18 protein-coding genes are annotated in these 20,262 nt (G+C 60.1%); 17 read left to right on the top strand and 1 reads right to left on the bottom strand.

Features of this window, described 5'->3' with window-relative positions; translation table 11 throughout:
- From IH881_07710 to holA, 6 genes are all read left to right on the top strand, one after another.
- Nucleotides 1–936 (top strand): protein-glutamate O-methyltransferase CheR, encoded by a 936-nt coding sequence (locus tag IH881_07710; GenBank protein ID MCH7867571.1) that lies wholly within the window; start codon nucleotides 1–3, stop codon nucleotides 934–936.
- Entirely contained in the window at nucleotides 933–2,027 is a 1,095-nt protein-coding gene (gene cheB, locus IH881_07705) for a chemotaxis-specific protein-glutamate methyltransferase CheB (GenBank protein MCH7867570.1), read from the top strand. The genes IH881_07710 and cheB overlap by 4 nt, the downstream gene beginning before the upstream one ends.
- A 41-nt stretch (nucleotides 2,028–2,068) precedes the next feature.
- Nucleotides 2,069–2,866: a GAF domain-containing protein gene (locus IH881_07700; protein MCH7867569.1), complete on the top strand. Its 798-nt coding sequence runs from the start codon at nucleotides 2,069–2,071 to the stop codon at nucleotides 2,864–2,866.
- A gap of 59 nt (nucleotides 2,867–2,925) precedes the next feature.
- Entirely contained in the window at nucleotides 2,926–3,306 is a 381-nt protein-coding gene (locus IH881_07695; GenBank protein MCH7867568.1) for a response regulator, read from the top strand.
- Between the two features lie 135 nt (nucleotides 3,307–3,441).
- Nucleotides 3,442–3,903, top strand: coding sequence for a hypothetical protein (locus IH881_07690; GenBank protein ID MCH7867567.1), 462 nt, complete (start codon nucleotides 3,442–3,444; stop codon nucleotides 3,901–3,903).
- 28 nt (nucleotides 3,904–3,931) lie between these two features.
- A complete protein-coding gene (gene holA, locus IH881_07685) occupies nucleotides 3,932–4,912 on the top strand; it encodes a DNA polymerase III subunit delta (protein ID MCH7867566.1) in 981 nt (326 codons plus the stop codon).
- 188 nt (nucleotides 4,913–5,100) lie between these two features.
- Here the strand turns inward: holA and rpsT are convergent, their stop codons facing one another.
- A complete protein-coding gene (gene rpsT, locus IH881_07680; protein ID MCH7867565.1) occupies nucleotides 5,101–5,370 on the bottom strand; it encodes a 30S ribosomal protein S20 in 270 nt (89 codons plus the stop codon).
- Nucleotides 5,371–5,545: 175 nt separating this feature from the next.
- Here rpsT and IH881_07675 point away from each other — a divergent pair, with 175 nt between their 5' ends.
- The 11 genes from IH881_07675 to lpxI all read left to right on the top strand — a co-directional run bounded on the left by IH881_07675 (nucleotide 5,546) and on the right by lpxI (nucleotide 20,258).
- Nucleotides 5,546–7,513 (top strand): tetratricopeptide repeat protein, encoded by a 1,968-nt coding sequence (locus IH881_07675; GenBank protein ID MCH7867564.1) that lies wholly within the window; start codon nucleotides 5,546–5,548, stop codon nucleotides 7,511–7,513.
- Between the two features lie 2 nt (nucleotides 7,514–7,515).
- A complete protein-coding gene (locus tag IH881_07670) occupies nucleotides 7,516–8,640 on the top strand; it encodes a DUF4388 domain-containing protein (GenBank protein ID MCH7867563.1) in 1,125 nt (374 codons plus the stop codon).
- A 92-nt stretch (nucleotides 8,641–8,732) separates the two neighbouring features.
- Nucleotides 8,733–9,812, top strand: a complete 1,080-nt coding sequence (locus IH881_07665) for a PhoH family protein (protein MCH7867562.1) — start codon at nucleotides 8,733–8,735, stop codon at nucleotides 9,810–9,812.
- Nucleotides 9,812–10,255, top strand: a complete 444-nt coding sequence (gene ybeY / locus IH881_07660) for an rRNA maturation RNase YbeY (GenBank protein ID MCH7867561.1) — start codon at nucleotides 9,812–9,814, stop codon at nucleotides 10,253–10,255. The genes IH881_07665 and ybeY overlap by 1 nt, the downstream gene beginning before the upstream one ends.
- 63 nt (nucleotides 10,256–10,318) lie before the next feature.
- Nucleotides 10,319–11,456 (top strand): peptide chain release factor 2 gene (prfB, locus tag IH881_07655; protein ID MCH7867560.1). Its coding sequence is split into 2 segments (ribosomal slippage): nucleotides 10,319–10,408 and nucleotides 10,410–11,456, totalling 1,137 coding nucleotides; the frame shifts between segments, so codons are not numbered across the junction.
- A 234-nt stretch (nucleotides 11,457–11,690) separates the two neighbouring features.
- Nucleotides 11,691–13,673: an ABC transporter permease gene (locus IH881_07650; protein ID MCH7867559.1), complete on the top strand. Its 1,983-nt coding sequence runs from the start codon at nucleotides 11,691–11,693 to the stop codon at nucleotides 13,671–13,673.
- Nucleotides 13,666–14,397 (top strand): ABC transporter ATP-binding protein, encoded by a 732-nt coding sequence (locus IH881_07645; GenBank protein MCH7867558.1) that lies wholly within the window; start codon nucleotides 13,666–13,668, stop codon nucleotides 14,395–14,397. The genes IH881_07650 and IH881_07645 overlap by 8 nt, the downstream gene beginning before the upstream one ends.
- A gap of 176 nt (nucleotides 14,398–14,573) precedes the next feature.
- Entirely contained in the window at nucleotides 14,574–17,885 is a 3,312-nt protein-coding gene (bamA, locus tag IH881_07640; GenBank protein MCH7867557.1) for an outer membrane protein assembly factor BamA, read from the top strand.
- Between the two features lie 121 nt (nucleotides 17,886–18,006).
- Complete coding sequence (locus IH881_07635) at nucleotides 18,007–18,537, top strand: OmpH family outer membrane protein (protein ID MCH7867556.1); 531 nt, start codon at nucleotides 18,007–18,009, stop codon at nucleotides 18,535–18,537.
- A gap of 7 nt (nucleotides 18,538–18,544) precedes the next feature.
- Nucleotides 18,545–19,339, top strand: coding sequence for an acyl-ACP--UDP-N-acetylglucosamine O-acyltransferase (gene lpxA, locus IH881_07630; GenBank protein ID MCH7867555.1), 795 nt, complete (start codon nucleotides 18,545–18,547; stop codon nucleotides 19,337–19,339).
- A 46-nt stretch (nucleotides 19,340–19,385) separates the two neighbouring features.
- A complete protein-coding gene (gene lpxI, locus IH881_07625) occupies nucleotides 19,386–20,258 on the top strand; it encodes a UDP-2,3-diacylglucosamine diphosphatase LpxI (protein ID MCH7867554.1) in 873 nt (290 codons plus the stop codon).
- Nucleotides 20,259–20,262: the final 4 nt, after the last annotated feature.

Genomic DNA, 20,262 nt, shown 5'->3' with positions numbered 1-20,262 from the left:
ATGTCCGTCCAGCCAACACGACTCGAAATGACAGATGCCGAGTTCCGCATGTTCTGCAAACTATTGCGAGATCGCTGCGGACTGCATTTCGATACGGACATGCGCTTTCTCGTGGAGAAGCGCCTGGCTCGCCGAGTCGCCAAGCTCGAGCTGGGTAGTTTTGCCGCGTACCGCTACTACCTGCGCAACGGTCAGGATGGCGACGAAGAGTTTGCCGGCGTGATCGACGACCTGACGACCAACGAGACCTACTTCTTTCGCGAGCGGCGGCAACTCAACGCATTGGTCAACGAGATCATTCCGGAACAACTCCTGCGCAAGCGACATGCTGGATCTCGAGAGCCCGTCAATATATGGTCGGCGGGATGCTCGAGTGGAGAGGAGCCGCTGAGCATCGTGATGTTGGGGCTCGAGGCGAATTTGCGGCCGGGCAGGGACTTTCGGGTTTACGCCTCGGACATTTCGCGCCTGGTGCTGCGCAAGGCTCGCAAGGGTGTTTATCGCGAGGCTTCATTTCGCGAAACCGAATCCATCCTGCGCGCGAAGTACTTCAGTGACAAGGATGACTTGAGCCAGGTCTCCGAGGCCGTGCGCAAGGAAGTCGATTTCGTCCAGATCAATCTGTTGGATCGCTCGAAAGTTTCGTTGTTGGGCACGATGGACACGATCATGTGCCGCAACGTGATCATCTATTTCGATCTCGCGACGAAGAAGGAGGTCATCCAGACCTTTCACGACAAACTGGTCCCGGGTGGATACCTGTTACTCGGTCACTCGGAATCACTGATCAACGTCACGAATGCATTCGAATTTGCGCAACTCAAAGAAGACCTCGTGTACCGCAGACCCGGACTTGGGAGTGAGGTGTCGGATTCCTGGCAGGCTCTTGCAGAGGCAGCGATCGATGAGACGGACCGCGAGGGGGGCATCGCATGACACCTCGCGATCAGATTCGAGTGCTTGTGATCGACGATTCGGCGTTCAGTCGTCGCACCATCACCCGCATGCTGGAGACGTCGCCCCTGGTCACGGTGGTGGGAGCGGCTCGGGACGGTGAGGAAGCGCTCCGCAAGGCGTTCAGTCTCAAGCCGAACCTCATTTGCCTGGACCTCGAAATGCCTCGCATGGACGGCTTTACCTTCTTGCGCCTCTTGATGGCAAAGATCCCGACTCCGGTAATGGTGATCAGCGGTCGCGCGGGAGAGGGAGACGTATTCAAGGCCCTCGACCTGGGTGCCGTCGATTTCATTGCCAAGCCGAACCAGCGCGCAACCCCCGATCTGCAGCGCATCCAGGCGGAGTTGATCCGCAAGGTGCACGCCATTCGCGATCTGCGAATCGACAAAGTCAAAGACCGCATCGCCGCGGTACCCCCGATGCTGTCAGACCTTCCGGAGAGTATTCCGAGTGCGGAGAGTGTTTCGAGTGTTGTCGTGATCGGATCGTCGACGGGAGGCCCAGCGGCAATCATGCAGACACTGGGCGCTTTTGCGGAGCCGCCGCCCTGTCCCATCTTGATAGCACAGCACATGCCGGCCGGATTTACCCAGGGTTTCGCGGAGAGGCTGGACCGGATGACTCGGTTCTCCGTCAAGGAGGCCGAGGGGGGTGAAGCACTCATTCCCGGCAATGTGTTACTGGCTCCCGGGGGCATGAATCTCGAAGTGGTGAAGGTTCGTGGGCAGATTCAAGCCCGCGTCACGCCGAGCGAACCCACTGACAAATACGCGCCCTCGGTCGATCGACTCTTCGAAACTGCCGCGAAACAATGCGGCTCGGACGTTTTGGGGGTGGTTTTGACGGGGATGGGAAACGACGGTCGTCGAGGTGCCCTCGCGATCCAAAAGGCAGGTGGACGTGTCATCGCCGAATCAGAAGAAACCGCGGTGATCTTCGGAATGCCGCAACAGGCCATTCGATCCGGAGCTGTGGATCAAGTGGTTCCACTACATGCTGTGCCAGCGGCAATTCAATCGGGCGTGGCGCCCGGTGAATTGAAGAGGGCAAGAGGAAGGGGGTCGGTGTGACCCGCGATATACGAGATACGGACAACAACGAAGTCGTGGAACTGGCTTACGAGCGCGGTGAAGCCGTTCTCTCGATCTTCAAGCGAGGTGCTGAATTTACCCGTCAGCTCCTGGCGGACAACGAGACGCTTCGCAAGCGACTGCAGGATGTGCTCAGCCGGCAAAATGATGCCGCGCAGAGTCCCGACCAGTGGGAGAAGTTGCGACAGGAACTCAAAACCCGGATCACCACACTCGAGTTCGAAAACCAGAGCATCCGCGATCAACTCGTCGAGGTGGAAACCGAGAACCATCAGTTCGCCGAGCGATATCTCGAGATCGAGGAAGAAAACAACAACATCGCGAACCTCTACGTGGCGAGCTATCAGCTGCATTCGACCCTCGATGCCTCTGAAGTATTGAAGATCATCCTGGAGATCGTGATCAACCTGGTCGGTGCTGAAATCTTTTCAGTCTACGTATACGACGAGAAGACCAACTTTCTCGAGGCTGTCGCCGCCGAAGGGCGCGCCCTCGAATCTTTCCCGCGTGTCGAGGTGGGAACAGGGTTCGTAGGCGAGTCCGTCGCTACGGGCGATGTCGCAACCAGGGAGTCGGTGTCTCCGGACAGTGAAGATCCGGTGGTCAGTATTCCGCTGCAGGTCGACAATCGCCCAGTCGGTGCCATTGTCATTTACAGCGTGCTGCAACAGAAGTCGGGCTTTTCACCCCTCGATCACGAACTGTTTACTCTGCTCGCAGGGCACGCGGCCACTGCGATCTTCGCGTCGCGACTCCATGCGCAATCGACGCGAAAGCTGAGCACGATTCAGGGGTTCATTGATCTTTTGACGAAGTAACAGAGATTTAGGCGGAGCGAAGTTCGACTGCGTCCGCAGATACTGCAAGGAGATACATCATGGCGAAACATCGAATCTTGATTGTGGAGGACAGCCCGACCATGCGGCAGCTCCTCATCTTCGCACTCAAACGCATGAAGAATATCGAAATCGTAGAGGCGCAAGACGGAATGGATGGCTTGCGCAAGGTTACGAGTGATCATTTCGATCTCGCGCTGATCGACATCAACATGCCGATCATGGACGGATTGAAACTCATCAACTTGATTCGGGGTGACCAGAATCTCGCTAAATTGCCCATCTGCGTGATCACGACCGAAGGCGCCAGGGAAGACCGGCAGCGCGCGATGTCCCTGGGTGCGGACGAATATCTCACCAAACCCATACAGGCGAACAAGGTTCTCGCCGTAGCCAAGAGCCTGCTGAAGGTCGACTCCTGAACCCGAGCGTCGCGTAGCCCACTCACCAGCCTGAACTCGCCGTGCTATAAGTGCTTCGTGCGCGGTCGCCAAAACCTTCGGCTCGTCCTCCTGTTGCTCCTACCGATCCTCGTGGCCGGATGCGGTTATCGATTCGTGCGTTATCAGCGCGCAGACGGCGATGCCCAGCGCATCTGCGTCGTAACCCTGCAAAACGATTCCAAGGAAGCCGGTGTCGAACTGCTGGCAACCGAGGCCCTGCGGCACGAGATCCTCACCCGCGGTGGACTCAAACTGATTTCCGATCCAGCGCGCGCGAACTACACGCTGCGAGGTCGTGTGACCCAGGTGCGAACCAGGAGCCGGAGCTTTACCGGTTCTGCGCTGGCCCGGGAGTACGAAGTCACCCTATTGCTGGAACTCCGGGTCGACGCGGCAGACGCGGACAGTGCCCAGATGGAACCCGAAGTTTTTCAAGCGGGCGAGATCTATTTTGCCAGTGCCGACGTGGCGGTGCTGCGAAAAAACCGCCGTGAGGCGTTACGCTACCTGAGTGGCTTGCTCGCCAGCCGCGTACACGATTCGATGGATCGCAGACTTCTGAGTGCACTGCCGTGACTCTCGCAAGTTGCGAAGGGATTCGGGCATGAAGACTTCCGAACTCGACAAAGAACTCGCAAAGGGGAAAATTCGCCCCGCCTATCTACTGGCGGGTGAAGAGCCGCTGCTGCGAGACGACGCCCTGTTGGCTGTGCGATCAGCGGTGTTGGACGGATCCGCCGATGATTTCAATCTCGATCGACTCGACGGTCGCAGTACTTCCCTGAATCAGCTCTACGATTCAGTGCGCGCCTTGCCGGTCATGGCCCAACGTCGGTTGGTGATTCTGAGCGAACCGGAAACGGCACGCGGTGCCGCCGGCAAGAAAATCGGGACCGCACTCGCCGAACTCGTCACAGAGTTGGCGGATCAAAACGAGACCATCCTGGTCGTGACCGCGGCCAAGGTCGATAAACGTCTCAGCTGGGTGAAGGCCTTCAAGGCGCCGGCGGTGGTGGTCGATTGTGCTCCGCCGAAGGGGGCAAAGGCCCTGGCATCGTTCATCGCGGAGGAGGCTTCGGCCCAGGGAATTGCCTACGAGTCAGGGGTGCCCGAGATGCTCGCCGATCGTATCGGCCCGCGGCTGCTGATGCTGCGCCAGGAACTCAGCAAAATAGCCCTGTTTGCCGGGGCCGGTGAGCGGGTGAGCCGAGACCATGTCGCACAATCGACCAGTCATATCGCCGAGGAATCGATCTGGGATTTGATGGATGCGATCGGAGATGGCCGGGGCGCGCTCGCATTGATGCTGCTCTCGCGCATGGTGGGAATGGGCGCTCCTGCACCGGTCGTGCTCGCTTCGTTGGCGTCCCATTTTCGCAAGCTCTCGCGACTGCGCACGGGTGGGGTGGTTCCCGGACCGCCGTTCGTCGTCAAAAAACTTCAGCACCAGGCCAGACGCTTCACGGCCAACCGCTTGCTCCGCTGTCTGGAAGCCATCCACGACACCGACACCGCTCTCAAGGGAGCGGGGGCATTGCCGCCGAACATGGCACTCGAGCGCCTGGTCGTCGGGCTGTCGGGCTGATCGCCCGCCCATTACAAGGCCGTCGGAATCATCCACGGCGGATGCGGGCCGCAGCTCGGAAGTCATACCCTGGAAGTAGAGACTTGAAGCGCCAGCGGATCGTATCGCCCGCGGCCTACCGGCGTGGGAGAGCGCCTGCGGCCTACCGGCGTAGGAGAGCGCCCGCGGCGCCTACCGGCGAAAAAGTGCTAGCTCGAAGCCAGTGTGTTCAGCGACTTGGCCAGACGGCTAATGTGCCGATCGGCGCGCTTCTTCGGGACCACGCCCTTGGTCGTGGCCTTGCGGATCGCGCGTGCAGCCGCAGCAAACTTCTCTGCGGCTCCAGTCGCATCCTGCTCCTGGACTGCGGATCGAAAACGCTTGATCAGCGTTCCCACCCCTACTTTGATGTGACGATTGCGACTCCGGCGGCGAAGTGATTGCCGGTGCCGCTTGATTGCAGATTTGTGCGTGGCCAAGCCCGTCTCCCGTTGTCTTGCGGAGGCGCAGCATAGACTGAGGGCGTGGCCGTGTCGATGCCGAAATGCGTGATTTTGCGCCCGGGAGGGACCCGAGATTGATGTCGGCTGTTCAGCCGAATCCCCGATCCGCCGATGTGCAGGGAGTGCCGCATCGCCGGCTCGGGGGATTGTTGTGAGATTGAATCGCGCGGGGATCGTGCTGAGCTGGGCTCTGACCAGTGTGCTGAGTCTTGCTGCCTCGGCGGACACCCCTGGTGGTGCGCCAGAAGCTTTCGGGACCACGGCCCCAGTTGCCCAAATTTCGGCCCCTGACGCGAGTTCTGTATCCGTCGCGGGCTCGCAGATTGAGGCCCGGACCCCCTCGGGGGGCAATGAGACGATCGACCTCGAGCCCTCCGAACCTCTTACGCCCGAGGAAGAAGGTTACCGGTCCGAAGTCGAACGGGCCTGGTTCGAGGCGGAGGGGGGCTTGGCGAAGCGCGCCGCGCGGGCGCGGGTTGTGGCTCTGGCCCTCGGAATCGGAAACCTGGATGCGGCGGCACGCGCCCTGATCGCCCCCGGCGACCCGGTCGACGCCCTGAGCAACGCGATGCTTGCGGTGCGTCTCGCACCCGATCTACCAATCGCCCACATGGCCCTGGCTCGGGCGATGTGGAGCGATGGAGAGTATTCCGGAGCCATGAATCAAACGGCCACCGGAGTGATGGCGATCTTCCGAAACTTCGAAGCCACTGCCTGGCTCGTCGGATCGCTGCTGGTGATGGTCGCTGTCGTCCTGATTGTGGCTCCGCTGCTGTTCGTGGCGAACGTCGGGATCAGCGTGTTTGGCCGAGCCTCTCACGACCTGGGAGATCTGTTCGACCGGAGAATGCCGAGCTTTGCCCGGGCGGCGCTGCTGGGAACGCTGTTGCTGTTGCCTTTGGCGCTGGGTGAGGGAATTGTCGGAATCATGTTGGCGCTCTTCGCGCTCGGATTTGCCTACGGAAGTCATGGGCACCGAGTTGCCCTGGGGCTGGCGATCGCGTTCTTCTTGATGGGATCGTATCCAGTCGCGCACACGGCGAGCACGGCGCTAATGGTGCTGGATTCGGACCCGGTCGCGTCCGCCACCCTGGCCGTGGTGCAGGGGGTCGAGTCCGAAGCCGATATCGATCTGCTCGAACGGGCGAGCGAATCCGAGTTTCTTGCAGCACACGCCCTGGCCGTTCGCTCTCGACGTCTCGGACGCACCCAGGAAGCGCTCGATCGCTATTCGGCGCTGCTCGAGTCGCACCCGCGAAACGCCGAAGTGTTGACCAATCTCGCGAATCTTCGCTTCTTGACCGGGGACGGCGAGGGCGCGGTGGAACTCTATGAGCGCTCGGCCGCGCTGGTCGACTCGGCCCGGCTCATGTTCAATCTTTCCCAGGCCAACGCGAGAATGTTTCACATTGATGAGTTCGAGGCCGCCTTGCGCATGGCGCAGCGTATCGACGCAGAGGAGGTGGCGGATCTCTCCAAGATTGGCGACGCCAACTTCGTAGCCGATCTCGAGTTCCCGTTGACCGCGCTTCGCTCGCGGCTGCTGACCGCGTCTCAGGAGCGGGGTACCCCCCGTGTGGCGATTGATTTTCTGATGCCAGGTTGGTTGGGCCAAAACTGGATCCACCCGGCCTTGGCCTTTGCCCTGCTGGCGGCCTTGTCGGCCGGGTTGTCGACTCGCTTCGAACAGGCGAGCTCGTGCACCCGATGCGGTCGCCGCATTTGTTCCCGTTGCGATGGCTCGGTGTGGAACAGCGAAACTTGCGACAGTTGCCATCACCTTTTCCATCGACCCGAGACCACCGATCCAGTGATGCGAATGAAGCGGCTCACCGAACTGCAAGTACGGGATACACGACTCGCACGCGTCGCGATGGCCGTGTCGTTGCTGGTCCCCGGTGCTGGGGGGCTGTTGGCGCGAAGACCGGATCTGGGCTTCCTCGGCGTTCTTGCCTTTGGCTTCGCAGTCGTATTTTTCGCCTGGCACGACGGCGTCGTGCCCGACCCGTTGTCCGTGGGCGCGGCCGGCTCCATTGCCTTCATCGTCGTCGGGTGTGGGGCAGTGCTCGTCTATCTGGCGATCGTGAGCGCGGGTTTGATGATCAGGAGGAACCTCTAATCGTGGGGATCGCGCTGCGGGGAAATTTGCAGGACTTCGGCATCGCCGAGGTTTTCCAGTTGATCGGTCAGCAGCGTAAGACCGGGCTGCTGAAGGTCTCGAACGGTGGCCGTGGGATTTGCATGGCGTTCGACGCCGGGTCGGTCGTCTGGGCTGCGCCAGCGGCCAAACACGAACACGAGGCGGTGGCACAGCGGCTGATTCGCTGCGGCTATCTGACCTCCCAGGCGGTCTCGCAGCTCGACGCCGAAGCGAGGTCTTCAGGACGCTCGTTTCGCAGGTTGTTGGTTTCGGAGGGAATCGTCTCGGAGCGAGATCTCGAAGCCGTCGAAAGCCTGATGAGAAACGACACGATCTTCGATGTGCTGAGCTGGACGGCCGGGTCCTTCGACTTCCTCTCTCAAACGGTGGAACACGACCGACCCCAGGAGAAGTTGCTCGGTGCTGAACAGATTCTGATGGACGGTCTGCGCATGGTCGACGAATGGCAGACGTTCCGCGAATCGATTCCGCCCCTCGACACCATTCTCGCCCGGGGTGGCAACCTCGACGAATATCGGCAGCAACATCGGCACGATCGCGAACAGCAGATCGAACATTTTGAGAGAATCTACCAACTGTTCGACGGTCGCTTGACTTTGCAAAGGGTGATCGATCTGTCTCGGATCGGTTTGTTCGACGCATCTCGGATTGTCGCCGAGATGGTCTCGGCTGGTCTCGTGATTCCCGTCGAGGCAAGACTCGCCAAGGTCGCCACGGGGGAACCCTCGGATCGCCGCAGCGCGGGACAGTGGCTGCGGGGGGTGCTGGTCACCTGCTTCCCGTTGCTCTTGCTGGTCTGCATGGTGGGCTGGATCTACCTTCAGGGGGCCGCGAAGCAGGAGCGAATCGAAGCCTTTCCCATCGTGCGCGAGGTATTTTCTCAGGCCAATACCCTGTTCGAGAAGCGTAAAATCCGCCACGCCCTCGAAGCCCATCGCTATCTCAAAGGCAACTGGCCCGAGGTTCTCGCAGGTCTCGACGAATCGGGGCTGTTGGGATCGCCAGCGATGGCGGCTGACTCGGTCGCTGCGTACTATTACACGCGAAGTGAGAGTGGGATCGTACTTCTCGCCCCCGAGCGCTAACGCGTAGAGATCTGTTCGATTGAACGGATTGAAGACTGGTTAGCCGGGAGGCCTGTGCACGGGAGCCTCGACTGGCCAACCAGCCGGAACATATAGAGCAGAGCGTTACCTTCGACGACAATCACGCGGCCGTAATTCTCTACGGCGATCGCGAACGTCATCTGCGCCTCATCTCGTCACAACTCGGTATCAAGATTCACGCCCGGGGCAATACTGTCCGCATCGAGGGCACCGCTGAAGACGTGGGCCAGGCACAGCTGGTGCTGGAAGAACTCTATTCGCTGGTGCGGCGGGGCCAGGGTCTGCGCCCGGTCGATGTGCGCGAAGCCATTCGCATGCTCGAACAGGATCCGCGGACGAATCTGCACGAGGTGACCCGGGACATCCTCGACTCGGTCGGATCGCGGCATCGCATTCGCGCAAAGAATCTGTCCCAGCGAAATTACGTCGAGATGATCCGCGGCAACGACATCGTGTTCGCCACGGGGCCCGCGGGCACGGGAAAGACCTATCTCGCCATGGCGATGGCCATTGCAGCGCTGAACCGTCAGGACGTGAGCAGAGTGGTGCTGACGCGTCCCGCCGTCGAAGCCGGTGAAAAACTGGGTTTTCTCCCCGGCGACCTCGCAGAGAAGGTGAATCCGTACCTGCGCCCGCTCTACGACGCCCTGCACGACATGATGAATTTTGAAAAGGTCGGAAGGTTGATGGAGCGGGGCGTGATCGAGGTTGCTCCCCTGGCGTTCATGCGCGGACGAACCCTGAACGATGCGTTCGTCATTCTGGACGAAGCGCAGAACACCACCCCCGAGCAGATGAAAATGTTTTTGACCCGCCTGGGCTTCAATTCGGTGGCCGTCGTGACCGGGGATATCACGCAATCGGATCTGGGCGCGGATATCCGCAGCGGACTCAGCGAGGCACTCGCGATTTTGCACGGCGTCGAAGGAATCGGCTTCACCACCTTTACCGAGAAGGACGTCGTGCGCCATCCGCTGGTGCAGTCGATCGTCCGCGCCTATGAACGCGCCGAACATGCGCGAAAGCAGAGCACCCGGGGGCAGCGACGACGGCCTCGCGGCCGGGCAGGCCCTGCCGACCCTGGCGAAGCCGATGAAGTCGATGAAGTTGACGAAGCTGGCCCAGCTGGCGAAGTTGACAAAGTCGAGTAATGGGCGTTCAGCTGGTGGTCCCCCACAATTCGGTCGCGGTCTCTCGCCTGAACATCCCATTGCTAAAGCGGCGAGCCAAAGCCATCCTGCGAATGCTCGAACACACGAAGTCGGAACTCTCGATCGCGCTGGTCGGTGATGGCGAGATCCGCGAACTCAACCGACATTACCGCGAGCGAGATCAGTCGACCGACGTGCTGTCCTTTTCGCTGGTAGACGGGGACTGGGCTGGATTTCGAGGCGAGTTGCTTGGCGACGTCGTGATCTCAGTCGATACCGCAGTGCGCCAGGCCCGAAAGCGGCACCGCAGCCTGGATGAAGAAACCGCACGTCTGCTGATCCACGGCGTGCTTCACCTGGTGGGGCACGATCACGAGGTGCCCGAGGAATATCGGTGGATGCGCGCGGAGGAACGAAGGCTTTCCGCGGTGCTGCGCGCGTAGCTGCGTCTCGATCTGCTATCAACTGCTCTTTCCCAAAGCGCACGTCGGAGTGGAATCGCAGCAATGAGTGGAGATACACAAATTCCCGATCCCGGTGAATTGGCCGAACGTCTGCGCCGGTTGCGCAACCGCTTTGGTGAGTTTCGGGGGCGGCTTTGACGTAGATGGCTTGCGCGCGCGCTTCGAAGAAGTCGAAGCCGAATCTGCGCGACCCGATCTGTGGGAAAACCGTGAGAATGCCGAGAAGGTCAACCGCGAGAAGAACCGACTCGAGCGAGAGATCCAATTCTACGACGATTTGAGCGGCTCTCTCGAAGATGCAGAGGTGTTACTCGAGTTGGCGAACGAAGCCGACGACGAAGACGTGCTGCGCGAGGTCGTCGCCAAGTTCGACGATGTGGAGGCGGTCCTCGAAGAAGCCGAGCTTCGCCAACTGCTCGGTGGAGAATACGACCGCAACGACGTGATCCTCTCGGTCAACTCCGGTGCCGGCGGAACAGACGCCTGCGACTGGGCCGAGATGTTGATGCGGATGTACCTGCGCTGGGCCGATCGCAAGGGCTACAAGGTCAGCATTATCGACGTTCAGTACGCAGACGAAGCGGGCATTCGCAGCGTGACCCTCGAGATCGCCGGGGACTACGCCTACGGCTACCTCAATTCAGAGCAGGGCGTTCATCGTCTGGTCCGCATCTCGCCCTTCGATTCTCAGGCCCGGCGCCACACGGCTTTTGCCAGCGTGACGGCCGTTCCCGAAATCGACGACGAAATCGAGGTCGAGATCGACGAAAAGGATCTCCGGATCGATACCTATCGATCGAGCGGCGCTGGGGGGCAGCACGTCAACAAGACCGATTCGGCGATTCGCATCACTCACCTGCCGTCCGGAATCGTCGTGCAGTGCCAGAACGAGCGCTCCCAGCACAAAAATCGCGCCACCGCGATGAAGGTGTTGCGCTCTCATCTATTCGAACGCGAGCGGCAGGAGCAGGCCGAGAAGCTTGCGGAATTGACGGGAGAGAAACGCGAGATCGGCTTCGGCAGCCAGATCCGCTCCTATACGCTCCATCCCCAACAACGGGTGAAGGATCACCGCAGCAACTGCGAAGTTGGCAACGTCAGTGCGGTTCTAGACGGGGATCTGGACCGGCTGATCCACGCCACGCTGTTGCATCAGTCGGGTTCGCAGGGAAGCGACTAAGGGCTGGAACCAGATGTCCGCTGCCGCACTCTAACCTTGCATCGCCGCCGGCGGGTCCTAGAAAATGCGCAGAAGATCTCATTACACTGGGAACCTCCACGGGAACGTTGTAGACCTTGATCGTCGAGTCTCCAGGGTTCATTCTTCCCGACGATCTATGATTGGGAAGCGGGGCGTGACGAAAGCCACCACTGATGCCATTCCCCCACGGCCTAACTCGGAAGCCTGAACAGCATGGAATTCACTTCTGGGATCGCTGCGTCCGTGCTGGCGGCTGGCGCAGCGGCCACGCTGGCGTTCATCGTGGCGCTCATCCTCGGGATCATCCTGTTGTCCTTGCTGTACGTCGGCTCGGCCATCGTGGTCCTGGAACGGTTTGCCCGGGTGTCGTCCCGAACCGGCTTGATGCTGTTCTCTTGTCTGGTCGTGAGTGGGGTCTTGGGTCTGTTCGTGCTCCAACTCACCCAGCCGGAAATAAGTGCTCGTCCATGGGCGGAGTGGTGGCCGGCCTATGCGAATTCGTCTGTCCGGATGGTGGGCCTGAGCCTGGTGGCGGTGCTCGCCACCCGTTTTGTTTTGGGCCGGGTCGAAGGCCGTAGTCTCGGACTCTGGGTGCTCGCGCTCGCGAGCTTTGGCCTCTCCACCTGGCTCTCGATCGCGGTTCCCATCGCCTGGCTGGTGGCACCGGTGATTGTATCGTTTGTCGGCACACTGTGGTTGGCCCGCCGGCGACGCGCCCGGGGACAGTCGAGTCGCGGCGAATTTGAAGACGTATTGCGTTGGTTCGCCGCAGCCTGGGCCATCGGCTTCGCCAATAGCTTCATGCCTCTCGAGATCCAGCAAAACTTTGCCGCGGGTGGAACCGTGCTGGTGGCCTTTTTTGCAGGGGTCGTGTTGCTCGGGCTCCTGCCCCTGGCGGCCGCGGGATTGGTCGAGATGCGGCGTTCGGTCGAGTGGTTCATCGCGCTGCGCTATCTGGTCGCGAAGCGACGACAGGTGTTCATCTCGGCAATCAGCGGAATTTGCGTGGGAGGAATCGCCGCCGGCGTCTGCCTCATCATTGTCGTGCTCTCGGTGATGAATGGATTCGAAGCGACCTGGCGGGACGAGATACTCGGCAATCGCGCCCACTTTACCGTGCACAGCGGCACTGGATCGTTTGGCAACTACGCTGATGTTCTCGAGGTCGTGCGCGGTGTTCCCGGTGTCACCGGTGCCTCTCCCTACCTCGATGCCCATGGGATGGTGCGAGGGGAGGACGGCGGCATCTTCAGCGTGCGGTTGCGGGGCATCGACCCGGACACTGTCGCCGACGTGACTGATCTTCGGCAGGACATCATCGCTGGCTCGCTCGACGATTTGTCGCCGTCCAGCGAGGGAAAGGACGTCGGCCGTGGCGATCCCGGGATCATCATCGGTAATCAGTTGGCCATCGCCTCCGGAAGTCAGATCGGAGACGATTTGATTCTGATCTCCCCGGTCGGAGGACCCCAGACTCCACTGGGTCCCGCGCCGCGGCTCAAGCGGTTTCGCGTGGCGGGGATCTTTCAATCGAGCTTCTTTCAGTACGACGAGGTTTTCACGTATACAACCCTTCCGGCCGCTCAGGATTTTCGTCGGGAGGGTGACGTGATCGACGGCATCGAGGCGCGGACCACGGACTTCTACCGCTCTCGTCGGGTGGGAGCTCTGGTGCGCCAGACCCTGGGGTACCCCTACTTCACCCGGGACTGGAAGGAGTTCTTTCCCGCTTTCTTTCAGGCGCTCAAGAGCGAACGGGTGATGATGTTCTTGTTGCTCTCGATGATTCTGGTCGTCGCCGCATTCTTGATTGTCGCCACCCTGATCATGATGATCATGGAGAAGTCGAGCGACATCGCGATCCTCAAGGCCATGGGTGCAGAGGATGCAGCGATCGAGCGCATCTTTGCGATCGAAGGAACATTGATCGGATTGATGGGGACAAGCATTGGAGTGATCGGTGGTGTCGCAGTAACCCAGCAGTTGCAGTGGTTCCAGCAAACGATCGAGAATCTCACTGGGATCGACACGCTGCCGGCGAGCATTTACCAGTTTTCAAGTCTGCCTTCGAGCGTCGACCCCATGCAGGTGGGGCTGATGGCGACAATCGCCATGGTGCTTTCGCTTGGGGCCACGCTGTTGCCGAGTCGTCAGGGCGCGCGACTCGATCCCGCCGAGGCCCTGCGTTATGAATGAGAAACCAGAGGTCGCCCCGGCCAGCGAGCCGCTGGTGCGGATCGAAGGGCTGACGAAGACCTTCCAGACCGGCGACGGCACGCTCACGGTGCTGGACGATCTGGACTTCGAAATCGAAGCCGGCGAACGAATTGCCGTGGTGGGGCAGTCGGGCGTCGGCAAGTCGACCTTTCTTCACATTCTCGGCACCCTCGACCACCCCACGAGGGGCAACGTCTACTTTCGCGGCGAGGACGTGTTCGCCAAAGACAATTCGGGCCTGGCCCAGGTGCGCAACGAGTTTCTCGGTTTCGTTTTTCAATTTCATCATCTATTGCCCGAGTTCAGCGCCATCGAGAACGTCATGATCCCGGGCTTGATCCGACGCCTCGAGCGCGACGAGATGCGCGAACGCGCGGATCGGATTCTCTCTGAGGTTGGTCTCAGCCACCGGCTCGATTATCGGGTTGGAAAACTCTCCGGCGGCGAGCGCCAACGGGTCGCGGTGGCGAGGGCACTGGTTCTGGATCCGCCGCTGATCCTCGCCGACGAACCCACCGGCAATCTCGATCCAGCCATTGGCGAACAGATCTCCGATCTTCTTTTCGAAATCAACCGGACCCGGGGGACGACCCTGGTCGTCGTGACTCACAACGAACGGTTGGCGGAGAAACTCGGGAAAATCCTGGTACTGGAGAATGGTCGATTCGTCGATGGCACCGGTGGCTGGGCTCTACGCGCATGAACTCCGGGATCCGGACCCTTCGGACCACCAGTCTGTCTTGTGCGAAGGCGATGGGGCCAAAGACGAAGCCAAAGGCAAAACCAAAGACAAGAGCGTTCTGCAGGCTAGACTCCGGCTCCTTCGAAAAACGAGTCGGACACCTCGGGGTTCCACGCCCATCATTTTGGAGAAAACAGTTGCACGTCCCCGGTCGCTTTGCGGCGAGTGTCCTCTTGCTTTCGGTTTGGATCGCGCTCGCGTTCGTGCCGCCTTCTGCGGCTGAGCATGGGGCGTCGGACAATCCCGCGCCAGCCACCGGCTCACAGGAAGGCGAAGCCGCCAGGATCCCGATCGCGGTACTTCCCTTTCGTATTCACAGCGCGCGGCCGCTCGGCTATCTGACTGAATCGCTCTCGGATCTGCTCGCCACCCGACTCGAGTCGACCGGCAAGGTCGACGTATTGGAAAGCCACGTCGTAAGTGAGGCTCTGGGGGGATCGACCCGGGCGGAGTTCTCCGAGGAAGAGCTGCGAAAGCTGGCGGAGCGCCTGGGGGTGCGGGTTGTCATCTCGGGCAGCATCACCGAACTCGCAGGACGTTTTAGCCTCGACATCCGCTTGACACCGGTCGGGACCGGTCGCAGTCAATCGATCGCGATCATCGCACCCAGCGAAGAAGACCTGATCGGTCGACTCAGCGAGTTGGCGGACCGCTGCGTCGCTTCACTTTCGGGGACCGACCCCGACATGATCACCGCCGTGACCTTCGAGGCCGCGGGTGAAATCGAGGGCGAGCTTCGCGCGACGCTCGAATACACCGCGGGCACAATCTACGAACCCGCGGAAGTGCGCCAGGATCGCGCCAAAATCGAGGCACATCCTGGTGTGGCGCGGGTCAAGCTCGATGTCGAGCGCGGCCCCGAAGGGATCGAGCTGGTCTACCGGGTCATCCGCAGCGAGCGCCTCTTCGGTTCGGCGGCGAGAGAACGAGAGGGAGCAAATATTGGGGCGATCGTGATTCGTGGCCATCGTCGCATTGAAGCCGACACGATCTTGAGTCGCATCACTTCGCAAGTCGATGCGCCGCTGAACGAGGACGATGTCGCCCGAGATATCCGCTCCGTATTCGAGCTGGGCTTCTTTGGTGACGTGAAGGCGTTCGTAGACGACGGCGAGCGGGGCAAGGTCTTGATCTTCGAGGTTGTCGAGAACCCCGTCGTGCGTCAGATTTCGATTTCGGGCAATGACAAGATCGACGGCGACGACATCAAGGAGATTCTCACCCTCACCACGGGGTCCACTCTCGATCGCTCTCTGCTCAAGGCGAATACCGAGCGGATCAAAGCGCTCTATCGCGCCCAAGGTTACTACCTGGCCCAAGCGGGTTTCGAGATCGAAAATATCACCGAGGGCTCGGTCACCGTGCACTTCGAGGTCGAGGAAAACGAAAAACAGCGGCTCAAGAAGGTGGAGTTCGAGGGCAATCATGCCTTTAGCGATCGTGAACTTCGCGGGGACTTCGTCACCAAGTTGTGGCGGCCGTGGTCACTTCTGACGAGTTGGTTCGATAAGTCGGGAACCTACGCGGAACAGGTGTTCATGCGCGATCTGCGCGCCATCGAAAAGAAGTACAGCGATATCGGTTACCTCCAGGTGGAACTCGCTGAACCCGAGATCGACGTCTCCGAAGATGGGCTGGCGATTCGCGTGGCGATCCGCGAGGGACCGCAGTTCAGCGTCGGTGAGATCAATATCACCGGCGACGAATCGATGGATTTTGAAGCGCTGCTGGATAAGCTGAAGCTCGAGACTGGGGAGATCTTCAACCGATCGCACCTGACCGAAGACGTCGAGATTCTGGAGCGACACTACACCGACCGGGGTTTTTATTTCGCGAGTGTGAGACCTGGGACTCGGCTCGACACAGAAACGCGGAAGATCCACGTCGAGTTCCAGGTAAAGAAAGGCCCCCTGTACTTCATCCGGCACATCAATCTATTCGGCAACACGATCACGGTCGATCCCGTCATCCGGCGAGAACTGAAGCTGGTCGAGGGGCAGCTTTACTCGGCTCGCGACCTGCAGATCAGCAATTTGAAGGTCAAACGCCTGAATTTCTTCGAAGATGTCAGTTTTGAACCCAAACCCACAGATGATCCTGCGAAACTCGACTTGGATATCACTGTCGCCGAGCGTCCGACGGGTTCTTTCAGCTTTGGTGCCGGCTACTCTTCTCAAGACAACTTGGTTTTTACGGCATCGCTCAGTCAGGCCAATCTCTTTGGGCGCGGCTACGGGGTGAATTTCCAGATCGATCTCGGTGGGCGAACCAGTCGCTACAACATCTCGCTGCGCGACCCTCACTTCCTGGGAAGTGATTTCAGTGCCGGTGGCTCTCTGTTTTTGAGCCGGATCAACTTCGACAACTTCAAGCAGCGACAACGCGGTTTCAGTTTGAGCCTGGGGCACGCCCTACGCGAAGACAACACGGCGAGCGGACTTATCCGCTACAGCTATTCCCAGCGCAAGGTTGAACGAAACGACGGAGGAATCAACGCTTCCGCTCCGGTGTTCAGGCAGATCCTGCAGGGCAACGAGAGCAACAGCACGCTTGGGCTCTCGGCCCGCAGTGACACTCGCAACGATCGATTCTCTCCGACGGCTGGCACGACCTACGGCGCGAGCGTGGACGTATCGGGGCTCGGCGGTTTCGCCCGATTCGTACGGGTCGAAGGGAACTACAGTCGGTATTTCGGTGCCCCCGGCTGGTTGTTCGATCGCTCTTCCTTCGTTTTCAGCGGGCGAATTGGATATGCCTACAGCTTCAACACGTTGAGCGATTACAGTTTTCAGGGCATCGACGGTCCGACGATCTGTGACGATGGCGCATGCGACAATGCGGCTCCGCTCGACGAGATCGACACGAACATCACCCTGCCACTCACCGAGCGCTACTTCCTCGGCGGGATCGGCGCATATCAGCTGCGCGGCTACAAGGCGCGGTCGCTCGGGCCCCGCCGAGCGGTCCTCTATCGCCATTTTGATCCCTTCGCAGCCCCCGGAGATGGTCAGATCTTTGTCCCGGTCGGAAGGTTACTCGAGAATGGGGTTGCAATTTGCCGGGATGACCTGTTGTCTCCGATCAATACGCAGGGCGACAAAGATGGAAAGTGCAACGATATCGATGACAAGAAAATCAAAGACTTCGAGGACCTCGACGAGACCGACGTGATTGGCGGCAACAAGTTTGCGCTGGTGAACCTGGAATATCGCCTCCCGATCTCGGAAGAAGTCGGATTGCAGGCCGTTCTGTTCGTAGACGGCGGGAATGCCTTCGGAGAAGGCGAAAGCCTGTTCGATGTCACGGAGTGGCGCTACGCTTACGGTGGTGGACTGTTATGGTTCTCTCCCTTCGGACCGCTGCAAATCGTCTTGGGATTTCCCATCAACCCGCTTTCCTTCGAGAAGAGCCCAGTGTTCGAGTTTTCCATTGGCGGGTTCGTGCAATGAGTTGAAGGACAACCAGCACATCGAGAACACCGGATAGACCACCCATCGAACATCACCCGTCCCAACAGCTCCTGGTCAGTGAGCTGATGCGCGTCGAGGTGGGAAATTGGAGAAACGTAAAATGCGCGATTTGACCTCGAGGAAGTTGACAGTTGTTGTCACCGCCGTGCTGTTGCTCGGCTGGGGCCTGGGTGCTTCAACACAAACGACCAAGATCGGCATCGTCGACCTCGACCAGGCTGTGTCATCTACAACCGAAGGCAAGGCCGCTCGCGACGAACTCGAACGCAAGAAGCGCGAAGCGGAGCAATCCCTCCAGCCTCTCATCGAGCGCTACCAGACGATGGCCAAGGATTTCGATGCAAAGCAGTTTGTGCTCTCCGACGATGCACGCTTTCAAAAGCAGCTCGACCTTCAGGAGTTGCGCCAGGAAATCGAACACAAGCAGCAGCAGCTACAGGGAAAGCTCGAAGTCGCACGTGAGCGCCTGGTCGGCCCGCTGCGCACGAAGCTGGTCGGGATCGTCGAGACTATGGGCCGCGAAGATGGTTTTTCTTTCATCATGATGCGCAACACGCCTGGCCTCGTGTACACCCGAGAGGCACTCGATATTACGGACCAGGTGATCGAGAAGTTCAACGAACAGGGCTGAGCCCGTTATGTCTCGTATCGGTTCCGGGGCTCGAATTCATCCCAGCGCAGTCGTGGAGCCGGGTGCAAACCTCGCCGACGGCGTCGAGGTCGGTCCGCTGGCGACGATCGGTCCCGAGGTCGAATTGGCTGAAGGCGTCAGGATCGGCCCGCACGTCGCGATTCTGGGACGTACCCGCATTGGAGCGCGCAGCGAGGTGCATCCATTCGCCTGTCTCGGCGGGCCGCCCCAGGACCATGACTTCGCCGGCGAGACGACGAGTCTCGAGATCGGCGAAGACAATGTCATCCGTGAACACGTGACCATTCACGTAGGCACAGAGGCCGGGGGAGGTTGTACGCGCATTGGCGATGACAACCTGATCATGAACTCCGCGCACATTGCGCACGACTGTCGCGTGGGATCCCATTGCGTCGTGGCGAGTTTTTCCGGGCTCGCGGGTCATGTCAGTGTCGACGACTACGCGGTGCTCGGAGCCTATACCGGGGTGCACCAGTACTCGCGCGTGGGCGAATCGGTGATGACCGCCTCCAACACGAAGCTCTCACTCGATGCATCGCCGTTTTCGATCGTGGCTGGGGATCGGGCTCATTGGATCGGCGTCAACTATGTCGGGCTCAAGCGACGCGGCGTCTCGCGTGAAAGACAGCAGCAGATCAAGCGTGCCTATACCATTCTTTTTCAATCGCAGTTGAGTCTCACTCAGGCTCTCAAGAGCGTGCGCGAGGAACTCAAGGAAGTACCGGACGTAGAACGCCTGGTGAGTTTTCTTGAAACCAGTGGTCGCGGATTTTGTCGCTAGCGCAGATCGCGCGCGGGGATTCTCTGCAGCTTGGAGGGGCAAGGGAGTGTCCGATGGGAGTCAGTCATGCCTCGGATTGATCGCCGGAGACGGCAGACTTCCATTTGAGGTGGCCCGCTCGGCGCGCGCGGAGGGTCGCCGTGTTTGTGTCGTCGGCTATCCGGGAATCACCGACCCCGGCCTCGAGAAGGAGGTAGATTCGTTTACCTGGCTGAGCCTCGGACAGTTCACAAAGTTGTTGGACGAATTCTCTCGGCAGCGGGTGCGCGAAGCCGTGATGGCTGGAAAGGTGTCGAAGCTGCACCTCTATCGCGGGAGCAAGACCCTGCAGCCGGATCGACGTGCCCTCGATTTGTTCGACGGAATCGACGACTTGCGAGACGACTCGATTCTCGCAGCCATTGCGCGCGCGCTGGGCGAAGAGGGTGTAGAGCTGCTTCCCCAACTTCAATTCTGCCCGAATCTGGTTGCCCAACCAGGCATATTGGGTCGAATCGCACCCAGTCGCGCCCAGTTCGATGACATCGCATTCGCCTGGCCGATTGCGAAGGCGTTGGGCGAGTTCGACGTCGGTCAGTCTGTGGTGGTCGAGTCTCGTGCCGTGCTGGCCGTCGAGGCGATCGAGGGAACTGACGCGGCGGTGCGGCGGGGAGGTGCTCTGGGCAGTGGAGGGGCCAGCCTGGTCAAGGTCGCAAAGCCCGCACAGGACCTGCGCTTCGATCTGCCCACCATCGGGCCCGAAACATTGCGAGTCATGCTCGAAGCCAGGGTGACGGCCTTGGCCTTTGAGGCTCACTGCACGATTATTCTCGATCGTGAAGAGTTGCTGAGGAATGCCGATGCAAATGGAGTCCCCGTCGTCGCGATCGGTCCCGAAGGACCGACAGACATCGCGAACTCCAACCTGATTGACAGCTGAAAGA

The sequence above is a fragment of the Myxococcales bacterium genome (assembly GCA_022563535.1).
Classification (GTDB): Bacteria; Myxococcota_A; UBA9160; order UBA9160; family UBA4427; genus DUBZ01.
This window is presented reverse-complemented; position numbering and strand designations above follow the sequence as displayed.

Excerpts from the sequence above, each read along its gene's own strand:
- ybeY (MCH7867561.1), top strand. The coding sequence starts at position 9,812 with ATGGGCGTTCAGCTGGTGGTCCCCCACAATTCGGTCGCGGTCTCTCGC.
- IH881_07645 (MCH7867558.1), top strand. The coding sequence starts at position 13,666 with ATGAATGAGAAACCAGAGGTCGCCCCGGCCAGCGAGCCGCTGGTGCGG.
- IH881_07695 (MCH7867568.1), top strand. The coding sequence starts at position 2,926 with ATGGCGAAACATCGAATCTTGATTGTGGAGGACAGCCCGACCATGCGG.
- IH881_07650 (MCH7867559.1), top strand. The coding sequence starts at position 11,691 with ATGGAATTCACTTCTGGGATCGCTGCGTCCGTGCTGGCGGCTGGCGCA.
- IH881_07635 (MCH7867556.1), top strand. The coding sequence starts at position 18,007 with ATGCGCGATTTGACCTCGAGGAAGTTGACAGTTGTTGTCACCGCCGTG.
- holA (MCH7867566.1), top strand. The coding sequence starts at position 3,932 with ATGAAGACTTCCGAACTCGACAAAGAACTCGCAAAGGGGAAAATTCGC.
- cheB (MCH7867570.1), top strand. The coding sequence starts at position 933 with ATGACACCTCGCGATCAGATTCGAGTGCTTGTGATCGACGATTCGGCG.
- IH881_07710 (MCH7867571.1), top strand. The coding sequence starts at position 1 with ATGTCCGTCCAGCCAACACGACTCGAAATGACAGATGCCGAGTTCCGC.
- lpxA (MCH7867555.1), top strand. The coding sequence starts at position 18,545 with ATGTCTCGTATCGGTTCCGGGGCTCGAATTCATCCCAGCGCAGTCGTG.